The sequence below is a fragment of the Sorangium sp. So ce204 genome (assembly GCF_051526795.1).
Lineage (GTDB): Bacteria > Myxococcota_A > Polyangia > Polyangiales > Polyangiaceae > Sorangium > Sorangium cellulosum_B.
Genome location: NZ_CP150317.1, coordinates 8334246 through 8352180, shown reverse-complemented (window position 1 = coordinate 8352180; position 17935 = coordinate 8334246). Strand labels below are relative to the sequence as shown.

The window sequence follows — 17935 nt, the reverse complement described above, 5'->3', positions numbered from 1 at the left end:
CGCGCCCCTTCAACCGAGGATGACGAACCATGCACAAAGGTCGCTCCGAGAGCAATGACAGCAAAGACGTCCTGGAGAACCCGGGGAATGAGCAGTTTCCAGTCGACACGCGGGTCGTGACCCGGATCCGCCTCGTCGCCGACGGCGCCGGAGTTGACCTCGCGCGGATCGTGCTGATGAATGACCAGGCGACGCCCCAGCACTCCCCCTATCGCGAGTATCACCATGGAAATGCCGGTGTCCTTATCGATGGGGTCACCTCCCTTTCCCTGCACGCCGACGCGATCGCGTGCTCGCAGCAGGCGATCGAGGGCTTCGTCGGCACCATGCCGATGCACCTCGACCTGTTGCAGTCGGCCAAGTGGCGCCGCGGGGTGTGCAAGCCCTCGGCGGCGCACAAGCGCCTCTTCAAGGCGATCGACCCGGACGACAGCACCAAGATGATTGGCCTGCTCATCGAGCAGGACCAGCAGGGCAGGCTCGAGAGGGTCACGTGGTACAAGACCCGCGACGCGCGGGCGCTGTTCCACGCGACGCCCGACAAGCTCACGTTCGAGATGGTGAAAGACGAGAACGGCGCGCCCAGCCTCGATCCGAGCGACATCGGAGGATGGACTTGGTTCTACACCACGAGCCCCTTCGGCTCGTGACCCCGGCGAATCACGGCTCGATCGGCCTCGCGAGGCGAAATCCCAGCACGCCGTGGCGCTTCGTGGGAGGCTCGGCGTACCGGACCGCGAGGCGGACGAGCTCGCCCGCCGAGATCCAGGCGCCGCCGCGCACCGGACGATCAGCGGGATCGTCGGTCGGTGCTGCCTCCACGCGCACGATGCCGTGCTCCGCGTGCGGACCAGCGAGACGCCACCGTTCGACGCACCAGTCGCGTACGTTGCCCGCCATGCCGCGGACGCCGTAGGGGCTGACATCGGTGGGATACTCGTGCACCGACATGACCCGCTTCCGCTCGGGGTGGCTGCCCGACACGCACGCCCACGTGGGCTCGATCTGATCCCCCCATGGCATGAACCGCCCATCGACGCCGCGCGCGGCCTTCTCCCATTCCAGCTCGCTCGGGAGCCGCCACGGCAGGCCGGTCCGGCGGGCCCAGTACGCCGCATAGGCCATCGCCGCATGCCAATCGACGAAGACCACCGGCAACGCATGCTCGATCTCGGGCGCCTTGAGGCGGTAGCGCCCTGAGCGCTCGTCGAGCGCGTAGGCCAGCGGCGCGTCGTCGCTCAGGGTTGCCCCCGGCGCGTGCGTCGGACAATGCCGGCGCGCCTCTCCCGCGCGCCCTTCCTCGACCAGCGCGTTGAGGAAGTCGACATACTCGGCGTTGGTGACGGGGTATTTCTTCATCACGAACCCGTCGAGCCAGACGCGTCGCCGCGGGAGGCTCTCCCCCGCGCGCGGATCGCCGCCGGCGATGAACCACCCTGCCGGCACATAGACGTCATCCGGCGCGAGCTCGTCTTCGCGAAGCAGGCGGATAGGATGCGGCGCTGTCCCTCCAGGGCGGACTCCGTCCCAGTGTTCGTCGCCCCCGAGCGCGACCGGGTAACGTGCTTCGCCATGGCCAGGCGCCGCGAGAAGCAGGAGATAGCTGCCGCGCTGGAGGTCGAGCTCTTGGAGCGGCGCGATGGCCGTGCGCGTTCGCTCGTCGCTGGCCATGAGATAGCGGTTGACCGGCTCGTACGGCTTGATGGTGACACGAGCGCCCTCCGGCGCGGTCACCAGCGTGAGCCGCGCGTCGCCTCGGAGGAGCGCCTCGTAGCGGGCACGTCCGCCCGCGGGCAGGTGCCTCGCGTGGTCTTCGACGAGCGCTGCGAGGCGCGTCGCTGCGGGCCGATCGCGCTCCGCCTCGGCCCGCACGAGGCTGTCGGCGTAGTGCTCGGCCAGCGCGCCGTGCGCCTCTTCGAGACCGGGCACATCGTTGAGCGCAGAGCGCAGCTTCTGTGTCCAGTAGATCTCTTCGCGCAGCGCCTCTTGATCGAACGCGGCCGCGTCGTCCGCGAGCTTCCAGCCCTCCGCCTTGTCCTGGGCTCCATCGAATGAGCGCAGCCTGTCGAGGATCTCCCGGGAGGCCGTCCTGTGGTGGTCGGCCTTCGCTCGCAGCCGGGCGATCCGCGCGCGGTGCTCGCGGTGCGCCTCCTCCACGATGCGCACCGCGCGCTCCTGACGATCCGCGCCGTCGAGCCAATCGCGCACCGCCTCCATCAACGCGCCGGCGTGCGCGTAGCGATCCGCAGGTGCGCGCGCCATCGCCCGGCGGCACAGCGCATGGAGCTCCTCGGGGACCTCGCCCCGCGCGACCTCCTCGATCGCGCGCGGCGGTCCGCTCCGGACGCGCTCGATGGTCTGTTCAGCGGTCTCGCGCCTTCCCTGCGGCGGCGTATACGGCGGCTCGCCGCTCAAGATCTCGTAGAGCACGGCGCCGAAGGCGTAGACGTCGCTCGCCGGATCCATCGCCGCGATCTCGCCGTGCGCCTGCTCTGGAGACATATAGAACGGCGTGCCTGCGACCCGCGTCCGCACGCTCGCCTCCGACGGATCCGGCGCGGGCAGCCATGACGGCCCTGACACTGTATCCTCACGCCGCGCGGCCGCTGCGATGCCGCCGAGGTCGCGGGCGAGGCCCCAGTCCATGACGTGCACCTCGCCCAGGTCGCCGACCATGAGGTTGTGAGGGCTGATGTCGCGATGGATGATGCGCTGCGCGTGGGCATGGGCCACCGGCTCGCACAGCCGGCGAAAATCGTCGAGCAGCCGGCGCAGCGCCCACATGAACTCGGTGCCTCGCTGCCTGTGCAGCGCGGCCGTGCGCCTGCCGATCGTGTCGCCGCGGACCCGCTTCATGGTGAACCAGATGCGGCCGTCGGGCAGCTCACCCCAGTCGTAGAGCGGGACGACGCCGGGGTGCTGGAGCCGGGCCGTGAGGGCGACCTCTTGCCGGAAGCGCGCGCAGTCGTCCGGCGAGCTCCTCGACGGGAGCTGCACCTTCAGCGCGACACACCGTCCGATGCGCCGGTCCCAGGCTTCGCGTACCTCGCTGAACCCGCCGAGACCGATGCGCCCTCGGTCCCTCGTACCGGTGCCGGAAGTCCTCCGGAGCGGACGGCGCCGGAGCGTCGCGATGGGGGTCTCCGACGCGGTGCGTGGGCACCCGCGGGAGCGAGCCCTCGTAGAGCTCCGTGAGCTCGCGGAGCGCGTCGCCGCCGATCCCGTGCACTTTCGCGATGAGGCGCAGGCGCTCGATCATGGTCCACGTCCGGCGATCGCAGTGTACAGGACGCCGCGTCCGGCGGGCGCATTGAACTGGCTCAGCGATGCCGTTTATCCTGCGCGCGATGGGAGTCGTCCGGCACGTCTCGTCAGGAAGGTCGGTGGTGCTGGCCGCCCATGCCATCGTGGGCCGCGCGCCTAGCTCTGCCGTGCGTCTCACCGATCACGCGGCGTCGAACGATCACGCCGCGGTGTCCTGGAAAGGCGAGCGATGGCAGGTGCGCGACCTGGCGAGCACCAACGGCACCTCGGTCGACGGGCGCCCCCTCGAGGCCGGGACGAACGTGGACATCAAGCGGGGATCCGTCCTCCAGTTCGGAGGCAGCGCCGAGCGATGGGAGCTGACCGACGATGGAGGTCCCGTGGTCGTCGCCCGCGCGCTCGCCACGGGCGAAGAGCGCCAGGCGGTGGACGGGCTGCTTGCGCTCCCGGACGCGGACAGCGTCCTCGTATCCATCTTCGTCGACACCGCGGGGCGGTGGCTGATCGAGGGCTCGGACGGCTCGCAGCGCCCGGTGAGCGACAAGGAGGAGATCACGGTCGCGGAAGAGCGATGGATGCTTACGGTGCCGCCTGCCTCGCCGATCGCAGGAACCTACAAGACGGCCCCGTCTCTCTCGCTCGTCACATGCACCCTGCGATTTCACGTGAGCCGCGACGAGGAGCACGTGCGTATCGAAGCGGTGGATGGGGGAGACGCGCTGGAGATCGGGCAGTTTGCTCCCTTCTACGCCCTGCTGTTGCTCGCCCGCGCGCGGCGGAAGGACGCCGCTCGTGGGGAGCTCCCTGAGGACGAGCAGGGGTGGATCCATGTGGTCGACCTCGCGAGACAGCTCCGCGTCGAGGAGAAGTACCTGAACGTCCTCCTCTTCCGCGCGCGCCAGGCATTTGCCAAGGCCGACCTGGGGAGCGAGATCGTGCAGCGGAGGCGGCGGGAGATCCGGATAGCGACCGGACGTGTGGAGGAGCTCAAGGCGTAGCGCTTCTGACGGGCCCGCCGTGAAATGACATGAAATACGGCGAGCCTTGCGGGAGGCGGGCTCGTCCATATCCTCCGGGTGCTCTGCCGCGCCGCCCGCCAGGGGCGGACCCGCGGAGAGGGGCATCCGGAGGATCGATGGGCAAGCTGAGCACCCAGAGCGCGTCGCATCGCTGGCTGACGGCGTTCGTGGACTGGATCAAACCCGAGGAGGCGACGCGAGAAGCTATCTGCAAGCAGGCGGAGGAGATCCGCGACCGCATCGGCGCCAAGGCGTCGCGCGACGGCCTCGTGGTGCGGTCCATGCCGTGGTCCGGGTCATTCGCCAAGAAGACCGGACTGCGGCGCCACATGCGCGGCGACCACGAGGTCGAGGGGCAGGACGTCGATCTCGCGTTTGTCATCTCCCCGCAGACGTCGGAGGGGGAAGATATCGAGAGCCTGCTCGATCGGTTCGAGCGGTACGCCCGGGCGAGCTACCCGAACACGCGCCGCAACCCGACGAAGAGCTCCGTCCGGCTCGACTTCAAGGGGACCAAGCTCTCCTACGATCTGGTCCCGATGCTTGCGGTCGAGGGCGATGACGAGGCGCAGGTGCTGCTCCGGCGCGACGGGGAGCGAAGGCGTACCTCGGTTCAGCGGCACATCGATTTTGTGAAGAGGCGCACCGATCGGAGCAACGAGCTGAAAGGTCGGGTGAAGTTCAACGAGGGGGTGCGCCTCGTCAAGTGGTTGCGCGAGATCCGTCAGTCGAGGAGCCAGATCCTGGACGACGTGCCCACGATGCTCATCGATCTGCTCTGCGCGAAGGCGTTCGATCAGCACGGGGTCGACGAGACGTACACGGAGACGTTGAGCCGATGGTTCGGGCGGATCGCTCACCTGGTCGGAACGAGAAAGCGCGTAGATTTCAGCGACTTCGGGGACCCAGCGGGTCATGCGGACAGCGGCCTGTGGCCGGTGCTCGACCCGGTGAACCCGGCGAACAACGTCGTGCCGCCCGCATGGGGGAACCTTCAGCTGCAGGAGCTCGCAGGGTGGTTCGAGGACGCCCGTGACGGCATGGCCCGGGTCATCGCCGCAGACACGGCAGGAGACGAGGGAGAGGCCCGTGAGGAGCTCGCCGCGCTCTTCGGTAACGCCCTCGTGGACCACGGGGGCGCCCCGTGACCACGGCCTACACGATCGCGCAGACCAGCACGTTCTCGGAGGCGCGGGCGCGCGCCGTCATGCGGCAGGTGCTCGGCGACTTCATGAACGCGGCGAGCGCGAACCTGATCGCGCGCGAGACGATCCAGAGGTGGCACGAGGACCTGGAGTACGCGGTGCTCCACGAGGTGGTGGACACGTTCCAGCTTCAGTTCACGAAGCCTGACGGCGCGCGCCTGGCTATCGGCTACACGGTGCGCGATGACGGCTCGGTCATGGAGGCCTCGAAGGCGGGCGGGCTCGATTTCCACGGCCTGCCCGCCGGCACCCGGGTGAACGTCCTCCTGACGTACCGGACGGGAGCTCGGAACATCGAGGCGGTGCGGGCGCACCTGCGGGCGCGCGGGTGGGCGGCGGGCGGCAGCCTGGTCGCCGGCGCCACGAGCCGCGACCGGGCATTCTCGAAGAGCGGTTTCGGCATCGAGCGCAGCAAGGTAGGAGACTGGGAATGAGCGAGCTCCAGCTCCTCGAGGTGATCCATCCGCAGAAGGATGCTGCCGCGCGCTACGAAGCGCTCGTCGGCATCGACACGCATCAGACCCTGTTGCTGGACGAGCTCACGCTGCTGCTCGACGTGGAGCGGACGGCCAGGTGGCTGAAGAAGCACCATCCGAGGGGGTTGCCCGTCGCGGGTGCGCTCACCGGGGGCTCGCCCCTCATCCTCCTGTCTGGCGAGGTGGGTTGCGGGAAGACGGCGCTGGCCGCGTCGGTGGGGACGCCGCTCGCGAAAGCGCTGGACCGCAAGGTCGCCGGTCTTGAGACGCCGTCCAACATCCGGGGATGGGGGCGCGTCGGCGAGATTTCGGCGCGGATCACCGAGGCGTTCGAGCAAGCGTGCGCGCGCGCGAAGCAGATCGGGTGCGGGCTCTTGATCATCGACGAGGCCGACGACCTCGCGACCGCCCGAGGGGAGATGCAGGCGCACCACGAGGATCGCGCGGGGGTCAACGTGCTGATCAAGCAGATCGACCGGATCGCTCGGGAGCGAGCGCCGCTCGCGGTGCTCATGATCACGAACCGGTCCGGCGCGCTGGACCCGGCGGTGACGCGGCGGGCGTCCCTGCACCTGCGGTTCGACCGGCCCGATCCGGCGCAGCGCCGCGCGGTGATGGAGCGGCTGCTCGCCGGCACGCGGCACACCGACAAGGAGCTCGAGGAGCTGGTGAGGGCGACCGAGCCGCGGCGTGGGGTGAGGTTCAGCTTCTCGGATCTCACCGTGCGCCTCGCGCGCGCCGCGCTCCGCCGCGCCTGGCGCGCCGATCGGCCGCTCGGTCCGGCGGTGCTCCTGGAGACGCTCGCGGAGATCGAGCCGTCGCCGCCCATCGGACTGCTGTCGAGCAAGGAGGTCTGTGACGATGTCTGATCCGAACCGCCTCCTCGTGGTGTCTCATCCGGTCCTGGCGTCCATCGGTCGTGACCAGATAGAGCACGCCATTCCGGCATCGGCGCGCGCCGGCGGATGGGATCATATGGAGATCTCGCCTGTGCGCGCGGAGCTCGGAAGGCTCCACGAACTCGACTGGGCGGCGGCGCTGGCCGAGCAGGAGCGGCTGTTCGCCGAGCAGTTACGCGGCGAGATCGCCGGCCGCCAGCGGCTGGCGTACTTCGGCTTCGCACCGATCCCGCTCGCTATTCACCTTGGCTATCGTATGACGCGATCCATTAATGTGGATGTCTACCAGCACAATCGCTTCCGGTTCGATTGGGTTTGGAGCTCGGACGACTCGGCCCCGGCAGCTCCCCCGTTGAAGCTGCACCTTCCGGAGCACGGCTCCAGGGACGAGGGGCCCGTGGTGATCCGCGTCTCCACGTCGCACCGCATCCCCCCGGCCGAGACGGCCGAGGTCGTCGCGTCCAGCGTGGCCGAGGTCGACGTGATGCTGGCAGTTCCAGGCGAGGAGGCGCTGCGCACCCGGAGTGCGCTCACCGAGGTCGTGGCGGCCTTCAACGAGGCGCTCTCTCGGGTGAAGAGCATGTTCCCCAGGCTCACCGCCATCCACCTGTTCGCTGCCGTTCCGGTAGGCCTCGCGTTCCGGCTGGGGGCGCAGATCAACCCGACGATTTACCCGGAAGTGATAACGTATCAGTACTGGAGGAAGGGAACGCCACGTTACCGGCAGGCCATCGTGCTCGCCGAACGCTGCAGGGCCGCCCTCTCCGAGCCGTGCCTGGATCCGGCCGCGTCGCCTGGAAACGATGTTGTTGCAGATGCTGCGTTGGAGGCCGTCGTGAAGCTGTACGACGCGCCGAGCCGCTTGCTCGACGCGGCGAGTTGCAGGTGGGAAGAGGAGGAAACAAGCTGGTTTTGCGCCGTTCTGGTGCGCGCGTACAACTCGCCATCTCGCGCGCGAGAAATCCTGGCGAGGTCCGGGATTCCCATCGATAGCGTCTACTTCGAGCAGCCGGCGTGGGACATCTGGAAGCAAGCGCTCGATGTCGCCGCCCGAGCAGGTCTCACCCGCCAGCTCGCACGGAGGGCCCGGATGGACAAATTGATCGCGGCGTACCACCTCGAACTCGACAGGATTATCGAGGCGACCCACGCCACGGAGGAGAGCACATGCCAGCCCTGACAGGACATTTTCTCGACGACGAGCGGTACGATTGGAGCAAGCCCGAGTCTCAGGAATTTTACGACACGATGCTTGGCGGCTACCCGAAGGCGTCCAGCGCACAGAGGCTCCTCGCCATCTCGGGCATCGACAATGACAGCATCGACTTCGCGCAGCCGCCACGGGATTTCTGGATGCAGGCCCTCGAGGTCGCTGCCCGGTCCCGTCGCACGCGCAAGCTCGCGCAGAGCGCTCGAGCGGATCGCCTGGTCGCCGCGTATCACGCCAGGCTGGATCGGCTGATGGGGGTGAGTCCGGCGCTGCCGGAGGCCCCTAGCCCGGGGAAGGATCCCGTGGTGTGGCGCGGAGAGGAGGTCGTGACGGGCACGCAGGAGACGTTTCTGGACGTCGCCTTCCTGCACCACGGGTTGCGCGCCGCCGAGTCGGTGGTGCGCCTCACTACGGTTACTGAGGAAGAGAAGTCGTTCCATGGGACTGGTTTTCTGATCGCACCAGACACGTTCTTGACGAACCACCATGTCCTCCATGACCGTAACGGCCGCCCCGTGAAGCGTGTCGACATTTGGTTCGACTATGAGATCGGTCCGGAGGGACAGCTGCGCCGCGTCGGGCGCTACGAAGGGGATGTCGCGACCATCGTGGGCGATGCTGCGCACGACTGGGCGATCCTGCGCTCCAAGGAGCCCCTCGGGCGCCCATGCCGCCCCCTGAGCCTCGTGCCCTCGAAGCCGGTAACGAAGGGAGACTTCGTGTACATCGTCCAGCACCCCGAAGGACGCCCCAAGAAGATCGGCCTGCTGCACAACGAGGTCGTCGACGTGAGCGCGGACCGGGTCCAGTACCTGACCGATACCCTCCGGGGGTCGTCAGGCTCGCCTGTCTGCAACGAGCTCTGGGAGGTGGTCGCCCTGCACTACCGCGGGATCGAGGGGGACCCCGTGAAGGGGACCGTTTGCAAGAATGAGGGCATCCTCATCGATCGCGTCGTCGATGGGCTCACGGCCGTTGGGATCCTGAAGCCGTCCGCGGGCAGATAGCGACCTGCACACGGAGCAGCCGAGGACGCCGCCCTTCCGTCGGCTCGTCGATGCGCCCAGCCGCTTTCGCCGGATATGAGGCACCCCGGCCGTCGAACCGGGGCGCCTCGCGCCATCTCCCACCGAATCCACACTGCTCGCCCCTGCCAGACCTCCGTGGGGATCACCCCGCGAAGGCGCCGTACCCGACCGCCGTCTTCGCTCCGGCGCCGAGCTCGCTCAGCCCGAACCGCAGCAGCTGGATGGCGCTCCCGGCGTTCTCCGCCGCACCCGAGCGGCTCAGGACACGGAACGCGAACGTCGTTTCCTTGGCGACCGTGAGGAAGTACACAGGGATGGGATCCTCGGTCTCCGACGGGTAGCCGGCTTTGCCGCCGTAATACGCCGGATGGTGGCAGTTGATGACGTCGACCTCCAGCTGAGGCCAGGCCGCCGGGTACGCGTCGAGGAACACGACATCGCCGGCCCATGCCTTGCTATCGGCTCCGATCTTCTCAGGGCCGAACAGATCTTCTTGCCGCGGTCGTTCGAGCAGCCTCGCCGCGGCGCGGGCGATCCCTTTGACGGACGAGCCAGGCAGGTACGGCACGCCGATGCTGCGGTCGAACGTGAAGCCGATGTCGGTGGGGTGGGGGCCGCCCAGCCCGGTGGCGAACCGGGTCTCCAGCGCCGTCTGCAAGGTCGCCCCTGACCCACTCAGGCGCTCAATGGCGCGCGCTTGCCGCGCGTGAACCGCGTTCAGCAGCTTGATGGGCGCGGACGTGGGCAGCTTGCCGCGCCCATTGAAGTCTCTCGCAAACGTCGTCAGCGCGCCCCGGGAATCGGCGCTGCGGGGGATGTCCGGCGGGAGGCCGTCTCCCCAGACGTCGAGGTACCGGATCCACACGAGCCCCGCGTTGGAGGCGCTCCGCATGCGCTCGATCCCGACTCGCTTGTCCTGCTCCTTCGCCCCGAGGAGCTGCTCCACGGCCTCGCGCTGGTGGCAGAAGATCGCGGGGGCCATCAGCCGCTCCTCGGGGCGGCCTTGCCGGCCCGCGGAGCGGCCTTGTCGCGACCGCGCGGCTCAGCCGCCTTCTCGCTGCGCAGGACGGCCTTGCCGATGAGCTTGATCGCGTCGGCGAACGCGATCGCCTCGCTGTCGGCGGCGAGGTACGCCGCCCGCGACGCGCGCGACAGCCGCCGCAGCAGCTCCTCGGGAGAGCGGTCCGCCTCGTCGGCCTGGCCGAGCGGCGCTCCGCTCTCCCGCGAGAGCACCCAGTCGGCGATTGCGCCCGCCAGCGCCCCGTGCCCCGCCTCGGCCTTCCCCATCGAGAAGGCCAGGGCCTGCATCGTGCCCATCGCCCGCAGCTCCACCGGGTACCCCTGCGCGAGCTCGACGGCGCTCTTACGGACAGGTCCGGGCCACGCCATCACGCGCTTGTACGCCCGCTGATCGCGCGCCAGGCTCTTCAGCGCGCACCGTTGCCGGTCGTCGCCGGCGTCTTCGCCCTCAATTGGCTTCACGTGGCCCCCTTTCCGTCCGTCGCCGGCGCGCAGCCCACCCTCCACCAGCAGATCCCTTCGCCGACGGTCTCGTTGCCGCCGATCTGCGAGACCTCCAGGAGGCTGCTCTTCGCCTGGAGCTTGTCGAGGAGTGCACCTTGGCCGCGGCGTGCTCCGATCATCGATACGAAGAGGCAGTCTGACGGCACCTGCTCCTCGTACCATAGGTTGCCATCGTCCCCGCTCGTCGTCTTGTTGTCGTCCAGCCGGATCCGCGCGCGCACCGGAAGGCGCCGGACGAGCACGGAGAAGTCGCCGTCGGGGATCACGACCAGCCCCTTCTCGACCCGACTCCGGGTATCCTCCTCTCCGTCGGGGAGGAGGCGCGCGAGGCTCCCGGCGATCCTCTTGAGATCCGCGCTCTCGGCGATCGCGTCCAGATAGACGAGATCTTCGATGACGAGCGGCGCCTTGGCGAGCGCCTTGTCGGCGACCAGCACCTCGGCCGACCCCGCGGGGAGCGAGAGCGCGCCGAGATCGCCGATGCCGGCGGCGCGCAGGTCGCGGCCCAGCCGCTCCAGGACGAGGCGGCACGTCACGTACAGAAAAGGGCGGTTGAGCGAGCGCGCCGCGTAGGCCATGAGCCGGGCCTCGGTGAACACCAGCGCCCCGGCGAAGAGCGAGGACGTGGGCGCGGCGCCGGCCGAGCCTTCTCCTCGCTGTTCCTCTCGGTCCGCCCCGTTGCTGCGCTTCGGCTTCGGACCGAACAGCGTGTTCACCTCGTTGTTGACCTCCGGCTCTCGCTTCGTATCGTCCTTCCCCTTCTTCGCGTCGTGCTCGAAGGCGTCCCTCGCCACTCCCTTGAGCGAGGACGCCGGGATCATCGGAAACCCCGTGTGCGGCTCCTTCGTCACCGGCAGGTCGATCGCCCCTTCCGCCTGGCCGGTGCTCACGTGCAGCGGGCTCACGGTGTAGATGCCGCACACCACTGCTCTTCCCCATGCGCTCACGATCGAACCTCCCGGCGGCGCTCCGCCGCCTGCACGAGCCCTCTGTCCACCGTCGGTCCCACGGCGACGAGCGTGTGACCATAACCGAACGACGCTTCGCCCCGGTCGCCCAGGACGTGCGCATCGTTCAAACGGCGCAACGCCTCGCCGCGCGCGGCGGCTCCGGATGCGCCCGCGCCACCGCCGCGCAGGACGAAGAACCAGCTGCTCCCGGCCTCCCAGTACGAGCGGTTGGGCCGGGGCACCTTCGACGCTGCCAGGAGTCCGCCGATCACGCGCGGCGGCCCGGTGAGCGCGGCGAGGACGCGCACCTCTACTCCCTCGGGCAACCGCGCGTTCCGTCGCAGATCCTCCTCGACGGACGCGGCGGCGGACAGACCGTCTCCCTTGCACTGGACGGGCGTCGCCGCCACAAGGAAGAACCCTTGATCCTCCGGCACCTCGACGGGCAGGTGTCGGCCTTCGAGCAGGTGCGCGAAGTCCAGGTCGACCGGCGGCAGCTCCTCCAGGACCGCAGGGCGGCTCCGCCATCCGCACGCCGCGAGATCTCCGCGGGTCAGCGCGTCGCTTGGGATCCTCGGCGGTAACGGCGCGGAGAGCCAGCCTGCGATTCCGCTCCTGTCGCGGAAGCGCAGCACGTCCGCGAAGAACAGCATGCCGTCGCGCGCCGTGCCCGTGCCTGCGTCGATCTCCAGGCCGGCGAGCGCTTGCCGACCCACGAACCGCGGGAGAGCATGCGCATGATCGCCCGATCGCCACGCCGCCAGGCTCTCCGTGCCGGCGAGCGTCCACCGCAGCCCGCGCGGCGAGAGCCACCCGCCGAGCGGCTTGCGTTTGGCCGATTTCTGCGAAGGAGCGCTGAGCAAGAGAGGAGACGCGTCTGGCGACGAGTCGTCGAGCGCGGATGGGCCGCCATCGATGTCCGGTGATCGAAGGAGGCGAGCGCGGAGCGGCTCTCGATGGCTACCCATGAGAAAGCGCGGCGTCGTCACCCACGGCCGCGCCCTGGGGCCGTGGGGCGTCTCCACGATCTCGGTAAGGAACGGTCCCTTGAGCTGCCAGCCCTTGGGGAGCGCGTCGGGCCCGCCCACCAGCGCGTCGCGGGAGTCGCGCGCCGCGCGCGAGCGGTCGGAGAAATCATCCCCCGACGCCGCGAGCAGGGCCGTCCGCACGATGCCCTGGAACGTCGTGGGTCCTGGCAGCTCCGTGACGCGACGGTGCGTCTCACCCGCGGTGTTGGGGCGCGGCGGGCCGAAGGCCACCCAGTCCACCGGTCGAACGAGAAAGCCTTTCGATCGAGCCGAAGCGTCGGTCATTGCGCGTCCTCCTCCCCGCGGGCGAGCGCTCCCAGGAAGCGACACACAGCGAGCCCCTGCTCCGAGCCGAGCCCGCGTGACGACGCGTCGTCGTCGATGGGGGTCGCGCCAGGGGGCGCCGCGTCCGACGCCCTCCATCGTCGCTCATGCGCGCGAAACGCGCTCAGGAGCCCTTGCCACCAGATCTCGAAAGCTCCCTCCACGTCCGTCGCGCACTGCGTCTCGAACAGCCCTCTGGCAAAGGGCTCGACGCGGTGAGCGAGCTCGCGCCGGGCCTCGCTGCTCGTCAGGCCGCCGGGAAGCGCCTTCGCCTCGGCGAGCCACGCGGCGAGCACGGCTCCCTCGACCTCGCGCAGCTTGTACGGGAGCCTTCCGGGGAGCGCGCCAGACGTGAACCCCTCGATGACGGCCTTCACCCGCAGGTAACCTGCGAGCGCCTTCCCGGGAGCGGCGCAGCGCCGTCCCCAGGAGAGGCGCAGCCGCGCCTTCTCGCCCCCGCGCGTGTGCCGCCGGATCGAGAAGGCGTTCTTGACGGCAACGTCCTCCCTCGTTGCGCGGTCGCGCTCCTCGTCCTCGCCCTTCATCCGATCGCGCTCCTCGTCGTCCTCCTTCGGGCCATCGTGCTCCTCGTCCTCGCTCTTCACCCGATCGCGCTCGTCCCAGGCGGCCTTCACCAGGCCGCCGAGAGAGGTCTTGTAGTGGCCGATCGCGATCCCGGCGGAGAGCGTCTGGCCCGCGCCCATCATCGGGAGCAGGCGCTCCTCGGCTGTTTTTGCGGCGCTCGTCGGCGCGGCGTCCCCGGCTGCGATCGGGCCGCGCCTTGACGCCCCCGGGATCGGCCAGGGGAGCGGCTCTCCAGTCTCGCTCGGCGCGACCACGACGAAGCGCTCGCTGGCCCTTGTGGTCGTGGTGCTCGTCCAGGTCTTCGTGCGCCACGCCCACGGCCCTTCGCCGGGTGACGTGTCGAGGACCCACGCGGCGCTGTAGAGCTGCGCGAGCCGCGCGCAGAGGTCGAGCGCCTCGCCCGCCGGGGCGATCGCGAGCACGTCGTCTCCGCCCGCGTAGATGAGCCTCCCCCTGAACTCTCGCTCCACCACCCACGGGACGATGGTGTGCGCGAACTCGGCCAGCACGCGGTTGACGAATGCGTGCGTCGACGGTCCCATGAGGCGTTTGCGTTCGAGGAGCTCCGGCCAGCGGGCCGCGCGGGTGACCTCGTTCTTCTTCATCGCCGCGACGGTCTCGGGATGGATGACGTCGCGCCAGCGGGCACCGATCTTCTCGCCCATCAGGATCTCGGTGATCCGGTCGCCGTCCAGCGCGATCAGGGCGACCTGGCTGCCCGGGGCGGGGACGCGGTCCTCGTCTCGCTGGGCCAACCTGGCCGCTCGATCGACGCTCCTCGCGGCCTGGCGCAGGCTTTCCACGGCGCGCCGCAGGGCCTTGACCTTCGACCGGGGGACGCGTCTGCCGTCGCGATCGCGCAGCCCGCCGTGCTGCGCGGCGCCGCCGCCGTGCTGCGCGGCGCCGCCCTCCGGGGCGCGCTCCTCGGCCGCCGCGAGCACTTCGGGGAAGACCGTGAGCTCCGCCTCGTACTCGAGGAAGCGCAGCCTCGTGCCGTCCGTGCTCTGTGCCGCCTCGGCCAGCGATCGCAGCGACCGCACGAAGCTCGTGCGCGGCAGCTTCGCGTCCTCGCAACACCGCACCACCTCGGCAACCTGCTCCTCCAGCTCCTGGCGGGTGGCCACGGCGCACAGGTAGCCCTGGGCGGCGATCGTCGCCGTCGACGGGAACGGCACCCGCAGCTCCCCATCGCGATCACACACATCGTCGAGCAACGTCGCCGGCCCAGCCCACGCGGCGGTGAGGCCCGCCTTGCGACGAGCGCCGCGCTCGTCCGTGGCGATGCCGGCGCGAACGAGGACGCGCTTCATCGTGCACACGGCGCAGAGGCGCTCGGCCCCGTCGTCGCTGTTGCGGTCGAAGCGACGCCAGAATGCGCGCGCGGTCTCGCGTTGAGCGTCCACGCTCGCCCCCGCGTCCCCGGCGCCGAGGGCCTGGCGCAGCCCGCAGAGCGTGCACTTCTCTCCGGACTCCTCCGTGATCGCCGCGCCCTGCGCCTCTTCCTTTCGCAGCGCGTGGCGCGATACCAGCGCATGATGGAGGAGCGGATAGTCGAACCCGCGCTCGCACTGGTGCATTGCGCGGTTCGTCCGCGCGTAGACATGGCGGGCCTCCGCGTAGCGCGCGAACGTCTCGCTCGGGATCCATGTCGTGTGGCGGTCGCGCCACGCCGCGAGCGCCGCGGCATCCTCGGGTGAGAGGGGCGGCGCGGGCCGCTGCGCGACCAGCGCCTCACGGATGGCCAGCGTCTCCGGGTCGTTGACGCGCTCGATGCTCGGCCACGCCGCCGCGGACCAGGCCGTGAAGAGCACGCCCTCGTGCTGGCGAGCCCACGTGGCCTCGAAAGCCCTCCGCTCGGGGTCGCTCATGGCCTCGGGGCGCCCCGTGGCCTGCTCCAGGAAGTAGCGTCTGGCGAGGTCCGCCAGCTCTCTCCAGCGCTCGCGAACGGCGCGACGCGCCTCGTCCGCGAGCTCATTGAGCCGGACCAGGTAGCGCTCGCCGCCGAGGGGGACCAGCGCGATGAACGTGTTGGGGAAGATCCCGGCGTAGGAGCACGGGTTGAGCTGCTCGGGCAGGACGCCCTTGTACCGCTCCGCCTGCGCCGGCGGCGCGGCTCCGTCCAACCCGTTCGCTTGCTCCCAGAGCCACACGTCGGCGCGCGGGTTGGCCCGCAGATCGGGGTACACGATCGCCTCCGGGCCATACCGCTCGACGAACGGCACCATGGCGTGCCACACGAGATCCGAGAGCAGCATGGATGTCGTCCAGAGATCGGTGGATGTCCGTGACTGCGCGATGAACCGCTGCACCGGGCCGAGGCTGAAGGCGAGGAGCCATGGCATGACGGGCCCCTCGTGCCTTCTCCCGCTCAGGAACGAGAGCGACGACGTGACGCGCACGTGATCCCAGAGGCTGTGATCCGGGGCCCTCGAGTCTGCGGGCTGGTGCCGCCAGACCACCTCGGCCACGCCCGGCGGCGGTTGTTCGGGAAGGCGGCGCCAGAGCTGCAAGCACGCCTGCTGGAGCCGCGCGTCGTCGTGCCAGCGGGGCAAGGCGGCGAGCTTGCCTTCCACCTCGCTGGCGCGCTCGTCGAGGAAGCGCTCTCGCTCCTCCTCGGGGAGGTCGTCGAGCTCGTCCTCCTGCGATTCTCTCGGCTGGAGCAGCTCGCGGAGCGTGCGGCCGACCTCTCCGGCGAGCGTGCGTGTCTGCTCGCGCGGCGCCGGCAGGTCCTGACGGCCAAGGTCGATGGCGACGGTCCCGAGCGCCCCGGAGGCGAGGGGATGCGTCAGGATTGGGCTCTTCACCCAGTCCACCGAGATCTGCGCTGGGCGCGGCGGGGAGCCGACCGGCCGATCCGCGCCCGAAGCAGCCCTGTCTGGTTCGGGCCGTACGTATTTGAGCGGAACGCCCGTCGTTGCCTCGAACAGGTCCGCCGCAACCGCCTTGTGTCCGCCCGCGCCCTGCCGGAGGAAGAATGCCTTTCCCGGGGGATCGTGCAGGAGTTGAAGGAGCTTTTGCTGCCAGAAGCGGGTCCGATCGGTCACCGTCCCCTGTCGCGTGTTCTCCGCCATCGGGTGAGCGCTCCGCTCCGTCGCCGCCCCGGGGGGGCCCGGGATGGAGAGGATTCGGTCTCGATCTCGTTCCTTCATGGCGTGAGCTTCCCCTTCAGCTTGCGGATGAACTCATCCATCGCGTTCTGCGCCGCCGGAGCCAGCGAGCGGCCGCTTCCGCGGAGCCCTACCGGCGTGTCGATGCCCGGAACGTCGCCGTCCAACCGCAGGAACAGGCTGGAGAGGGAATCTCCCACGAGCACCGGCCGCAGCAGCAGCAAGCTCCCGTGCCGCTCTTCGTCCACGGGCGCGAACGTGACCGACTTTCCCCGTGGAACCGAGCCGAAGCGAAACGTGAGCGGGAGCCCGAACGTCGCGCGCGCAGGGGCCCGCTGGATGCGGAGGCCGCCCTCCCGGACTTCGAAGAGCACATGGTTCTTGACCTCGCCGTAGTCCGGCGGCGTGCGCTGCCGGGCGTCCTGGAGGGCGCGCCCGAGCGAAAGGACCGCGCCGCGCCAGTCGTCGCGCCGCGCCTTGTCGGCGCCCAGCACGAAGTCGGCTTGTGGACCGAAATGCGGGTGGCGTGAGCGTGCCTTGCCGGCGCCGCCCGCCGTGAACTGCCCGAACCAGCCTCGCACCACGTCGATGCCGCGCCGCGCGCCTGCCGCCCACTCCGCGGCTCCCGCCGTCCGGTGGAGGAGCGGCAGCGCCTCGAGGTCGCCGTCGGCCACCGTCTGCCCGTCGCCGGCCAGGAGGCGCCAGCCGGTGAGCGTCACCGCGCCGAATCCACGGCGGGCGCGCATCCCGAGCGACCCGAAGTGCCCGAGCGCCCACACCGAGGCCAGAGCGACGCGCAGCGGCTGGCGGTCTTCCGGCGCGGGCCGGTGCCAGCTCACGTCCAGCGAGAACCGCGCGCCGGGCCGGAGCGCGGTCCGTTCTTCGTTCCCTCGCATCGAGAACGGGAATCCGAGATAGGTCAGGCCGTTTCTCGTCTGTCGTCCGCTGCCTTCATCGAACTGGTCGGCCCGTGCGTCGCGCCACCGCATGTGCTCCTGGATCCGTTCCCCCGGCCGGCACCGCAGGCGGAGCAGCGACTGACGGGCGTCGTTGCCGCCATTGCCGAAGAGGATGGGCTCATGCTTCGCGAACTCCGGATCGAGCGCCCGGTACCAGAACCGCATCACCCCTTTGATCGACGGGGCCCGCAGCTCGGCTGTCTGGGAGGCGCCGCCGAGGAACAAGGGGGTTAGAACGTCGAAATCGCACGACAATCGGTGGAAAGGGTTCATCGGTTCCTCCCGAGACCCGGGGTACGACGCCTGTGACGAGAAAAGGCATCTCTGGTCAATCGAGCACGCGCCCGACGAGCCGCA

Annotated in this window: 14 protein-coding genes; 7 read left to right on the top strand and 7 right to left on the bottom strand. The window is 69.9% G+C overall.

The window, feature by feature from the left end; genetic code table 11:
• Window positions 1-29: 29 nt before the first annotated feature.
• The gene (locus tag WMF22_RS31005) at window positions 30-650 is read left to right on the top strand and encodes a hypothetical protein (protein WP_438032119.1); all 621 of its coding nucleotides are present in this window, start codon (window positions 30-32) and stop codon (window positions 648-650) included.
• 10 nt (window positions 651-660) lie between these two features.
• Here the strand turns inward: WMF22_RS31005 and WMF22_RS31000 are convergent, their stop codons facing one another.
• The gene (locus WMF22_RS31000; protein ID WP_438037298.1) at window positions 661-3069 is read right to left on the bottom strand and encodes an SUMF1/EgtB/PvdO family nonheme iron enzyme; all 2409 of its coding nucleotides are present in this window, start codon (window positions 3067-3069) and stop codon (window positions 661-663) included.
• A 257-nt stretch (window positions 3070-3326) separates the two neighbouring features.
• On the opposite strand from WMF22_RS31000, the gene WMF22_RS30995 reads away from it, so the two are divergent.
• The 6 genes from WMF22_RS30995 (at window position 3327) to WMF22_RS30970 (ending at window position 9080) form a co-directional block, all read left to right on the top strand.
• Window positions 3327-4262 (top strand): FHA domain-containing protein, encoded by a 936-nt coding sequence (locus WMF22_RS30995; protein WP_438032118.1) that lies wholly within the window; start codon window positions 3327-3329, stop codon window positions 4260-4262.
• Window positions 4263-4399: 137 nt separating this feature from the next.
• Window positions 4400-5431, top strand: coding sequence for a CBASS oligonucleotide cyclase (locus tag WMF22_RS30990; RefSeq protein ID WP_438032117.1), 1032 nt, complete (start codon window positions 4400-4402; stop codon window positions 5429-5431).
• Window positions 5428-5922: a hypothetical protein gene (locus WMF22_RS30985; RefSeq protein WP_438032116.1), complete on the top strand. Its 495-nt coding sequence runs from the start codon at window positions 5428-5430 to the stop codon at window positions 5920-5922. Before WMF22_RS30990 ends, WMF22_RS30985 begins: the two co-directional genes overlap by 4 nt.
• Window positions 5919-6833, top strand: a complete 915-nt coding sequence (locus WMF22_RS30980; protein ID WP_438032115.1) for an AAA family ATPase — start codon at window positions 5919-5921, stop codon at window positions 6831-6833. Before WMF22_RS30985 ends, WMF22_RS30980 begins: the two co-directional genes overlap by 4 nt.
• Window positions 6826-8043, top strand: coding sequence for an SAVED domain-containing protein (locus tag WMF22_RS30975; protein WP_438032114.1), 1218 nt, complete (start codon window positions 6826-6828; stop codon window positions 8041-8043). The genes WMF22_RS30980 and WMF22_RS30975 overlap by 8 nt, the downstream gene beginning before the upstream one ends.
• Window positions 8031-9080 (top strand): trypsin-like peptidase domain-containing protein, encoded by a 1050-nt coding sequence (locus WMF22_RS30970; protein WP_438032113.1) that lies wholly within the window; start codon window positions 8031-8033, stop codon window positions 9078-9080. Before WMF22_RS30975 ends, WMF22_RS30970 begins: the two co-directional genes overlap by 13 nt.
• Window positions 9081-9243: 163 nt before the next feature.
• On the opposite strand, the gene cmr6 is transcribed toward WMF22_RS30970, so the two are convergent.
• The 6 genes from cmr6 to cmr1 are packed head-to-tail and all read right to left on the bottom strand — an operon-like array spanning window position 9244 to window position 17851.
• Window positions 9244-10083 carry a type III-B CRISPR module RAMP protein Cmr6 gene (gene cmr6 / locus WMF22_RS30965; RefSeq protein ID WP_438032112.1) on the bottom strand — a complete coding sequence of 280 codons (840 nt, stop codon included), beginning with the start codon at window positions 10081-10083 and terminating at the stop codon, window positions 9244-9246.
• Window positions 10083-10583, bottom strand: coding sequence for a type III-B CRISPR module-associated protein Cmr5 (locus WMF22_RS30960; RefSeq protein ID WP_438032111.1), 501 nt, complete (start codon window positions 10581-10583; stop codon window positions 10083-10085). The genes cmr6 and WMF22_RS30960 overlap by 1 nt, the downstream gene beginning before the upstream one ends.
• Complete coding sequence (gene cmr4 / locus WMF22_RS30955) at window positions 10580-11572, bottom strand: type III-B CRISPR module RAMP protein Cmr4 (RefSeq protein ID WP_438032110.1); 993 nt, start codon at window positions 11570-11572, stop codon at window positions 10580-10582. The genes WMF22_RS30960 and cmr4 overlap by 4 nt, the downstream gene beginning before the upstream one ends.
• The gene (locus WMF22_RS30950) at window positions 11569-12888 is read right to left on the bottom strand and encodes a type III-B CRISPR module-associated Cmr3 family protein (protein ID WP_438032109.1); all 1320 of its coding nucleotides are present in this window, start codon (window positions 12886-12888) and stop codon (window positions 11569-11571) included. Before WMF22_RS30950 ends, cmr4 begins: the two co-directional genes overlap by 4 nt.
• Entirely contained in the window at window positions 12885-16661 is a 3777-nt protein-coding gene (locus tag WMF22_RS30945) for a type III-B CRISPR-associated protein Cas10/Cmr2 (protein WP_438032108.1), read from the bottom strand. Before WMF22_RS30945 ends, WMF22_RS30950 begins: the two co-directional genes overlap by 4 nt.
• Window positions 16658-17851 carry a type III-B CRISPR module RAMP protein Cmr1 gene (cmr1, locus tag WMF22_RS30940; protein ID WP_438032107.1) on the bottom strand — a complete coding sequence of 398 codons (1194 nt, stop codon included), beginning with the start codon at window positions 17849-17851 and terminating at the stop codon, window positions 16658-16660. Before cmr1 ends, WMF22_RS30945 begins: the two co-directional genes overlap by 4 nt.
• Window positions 17852-17935 lie beyond the last annotated feature (84 nt).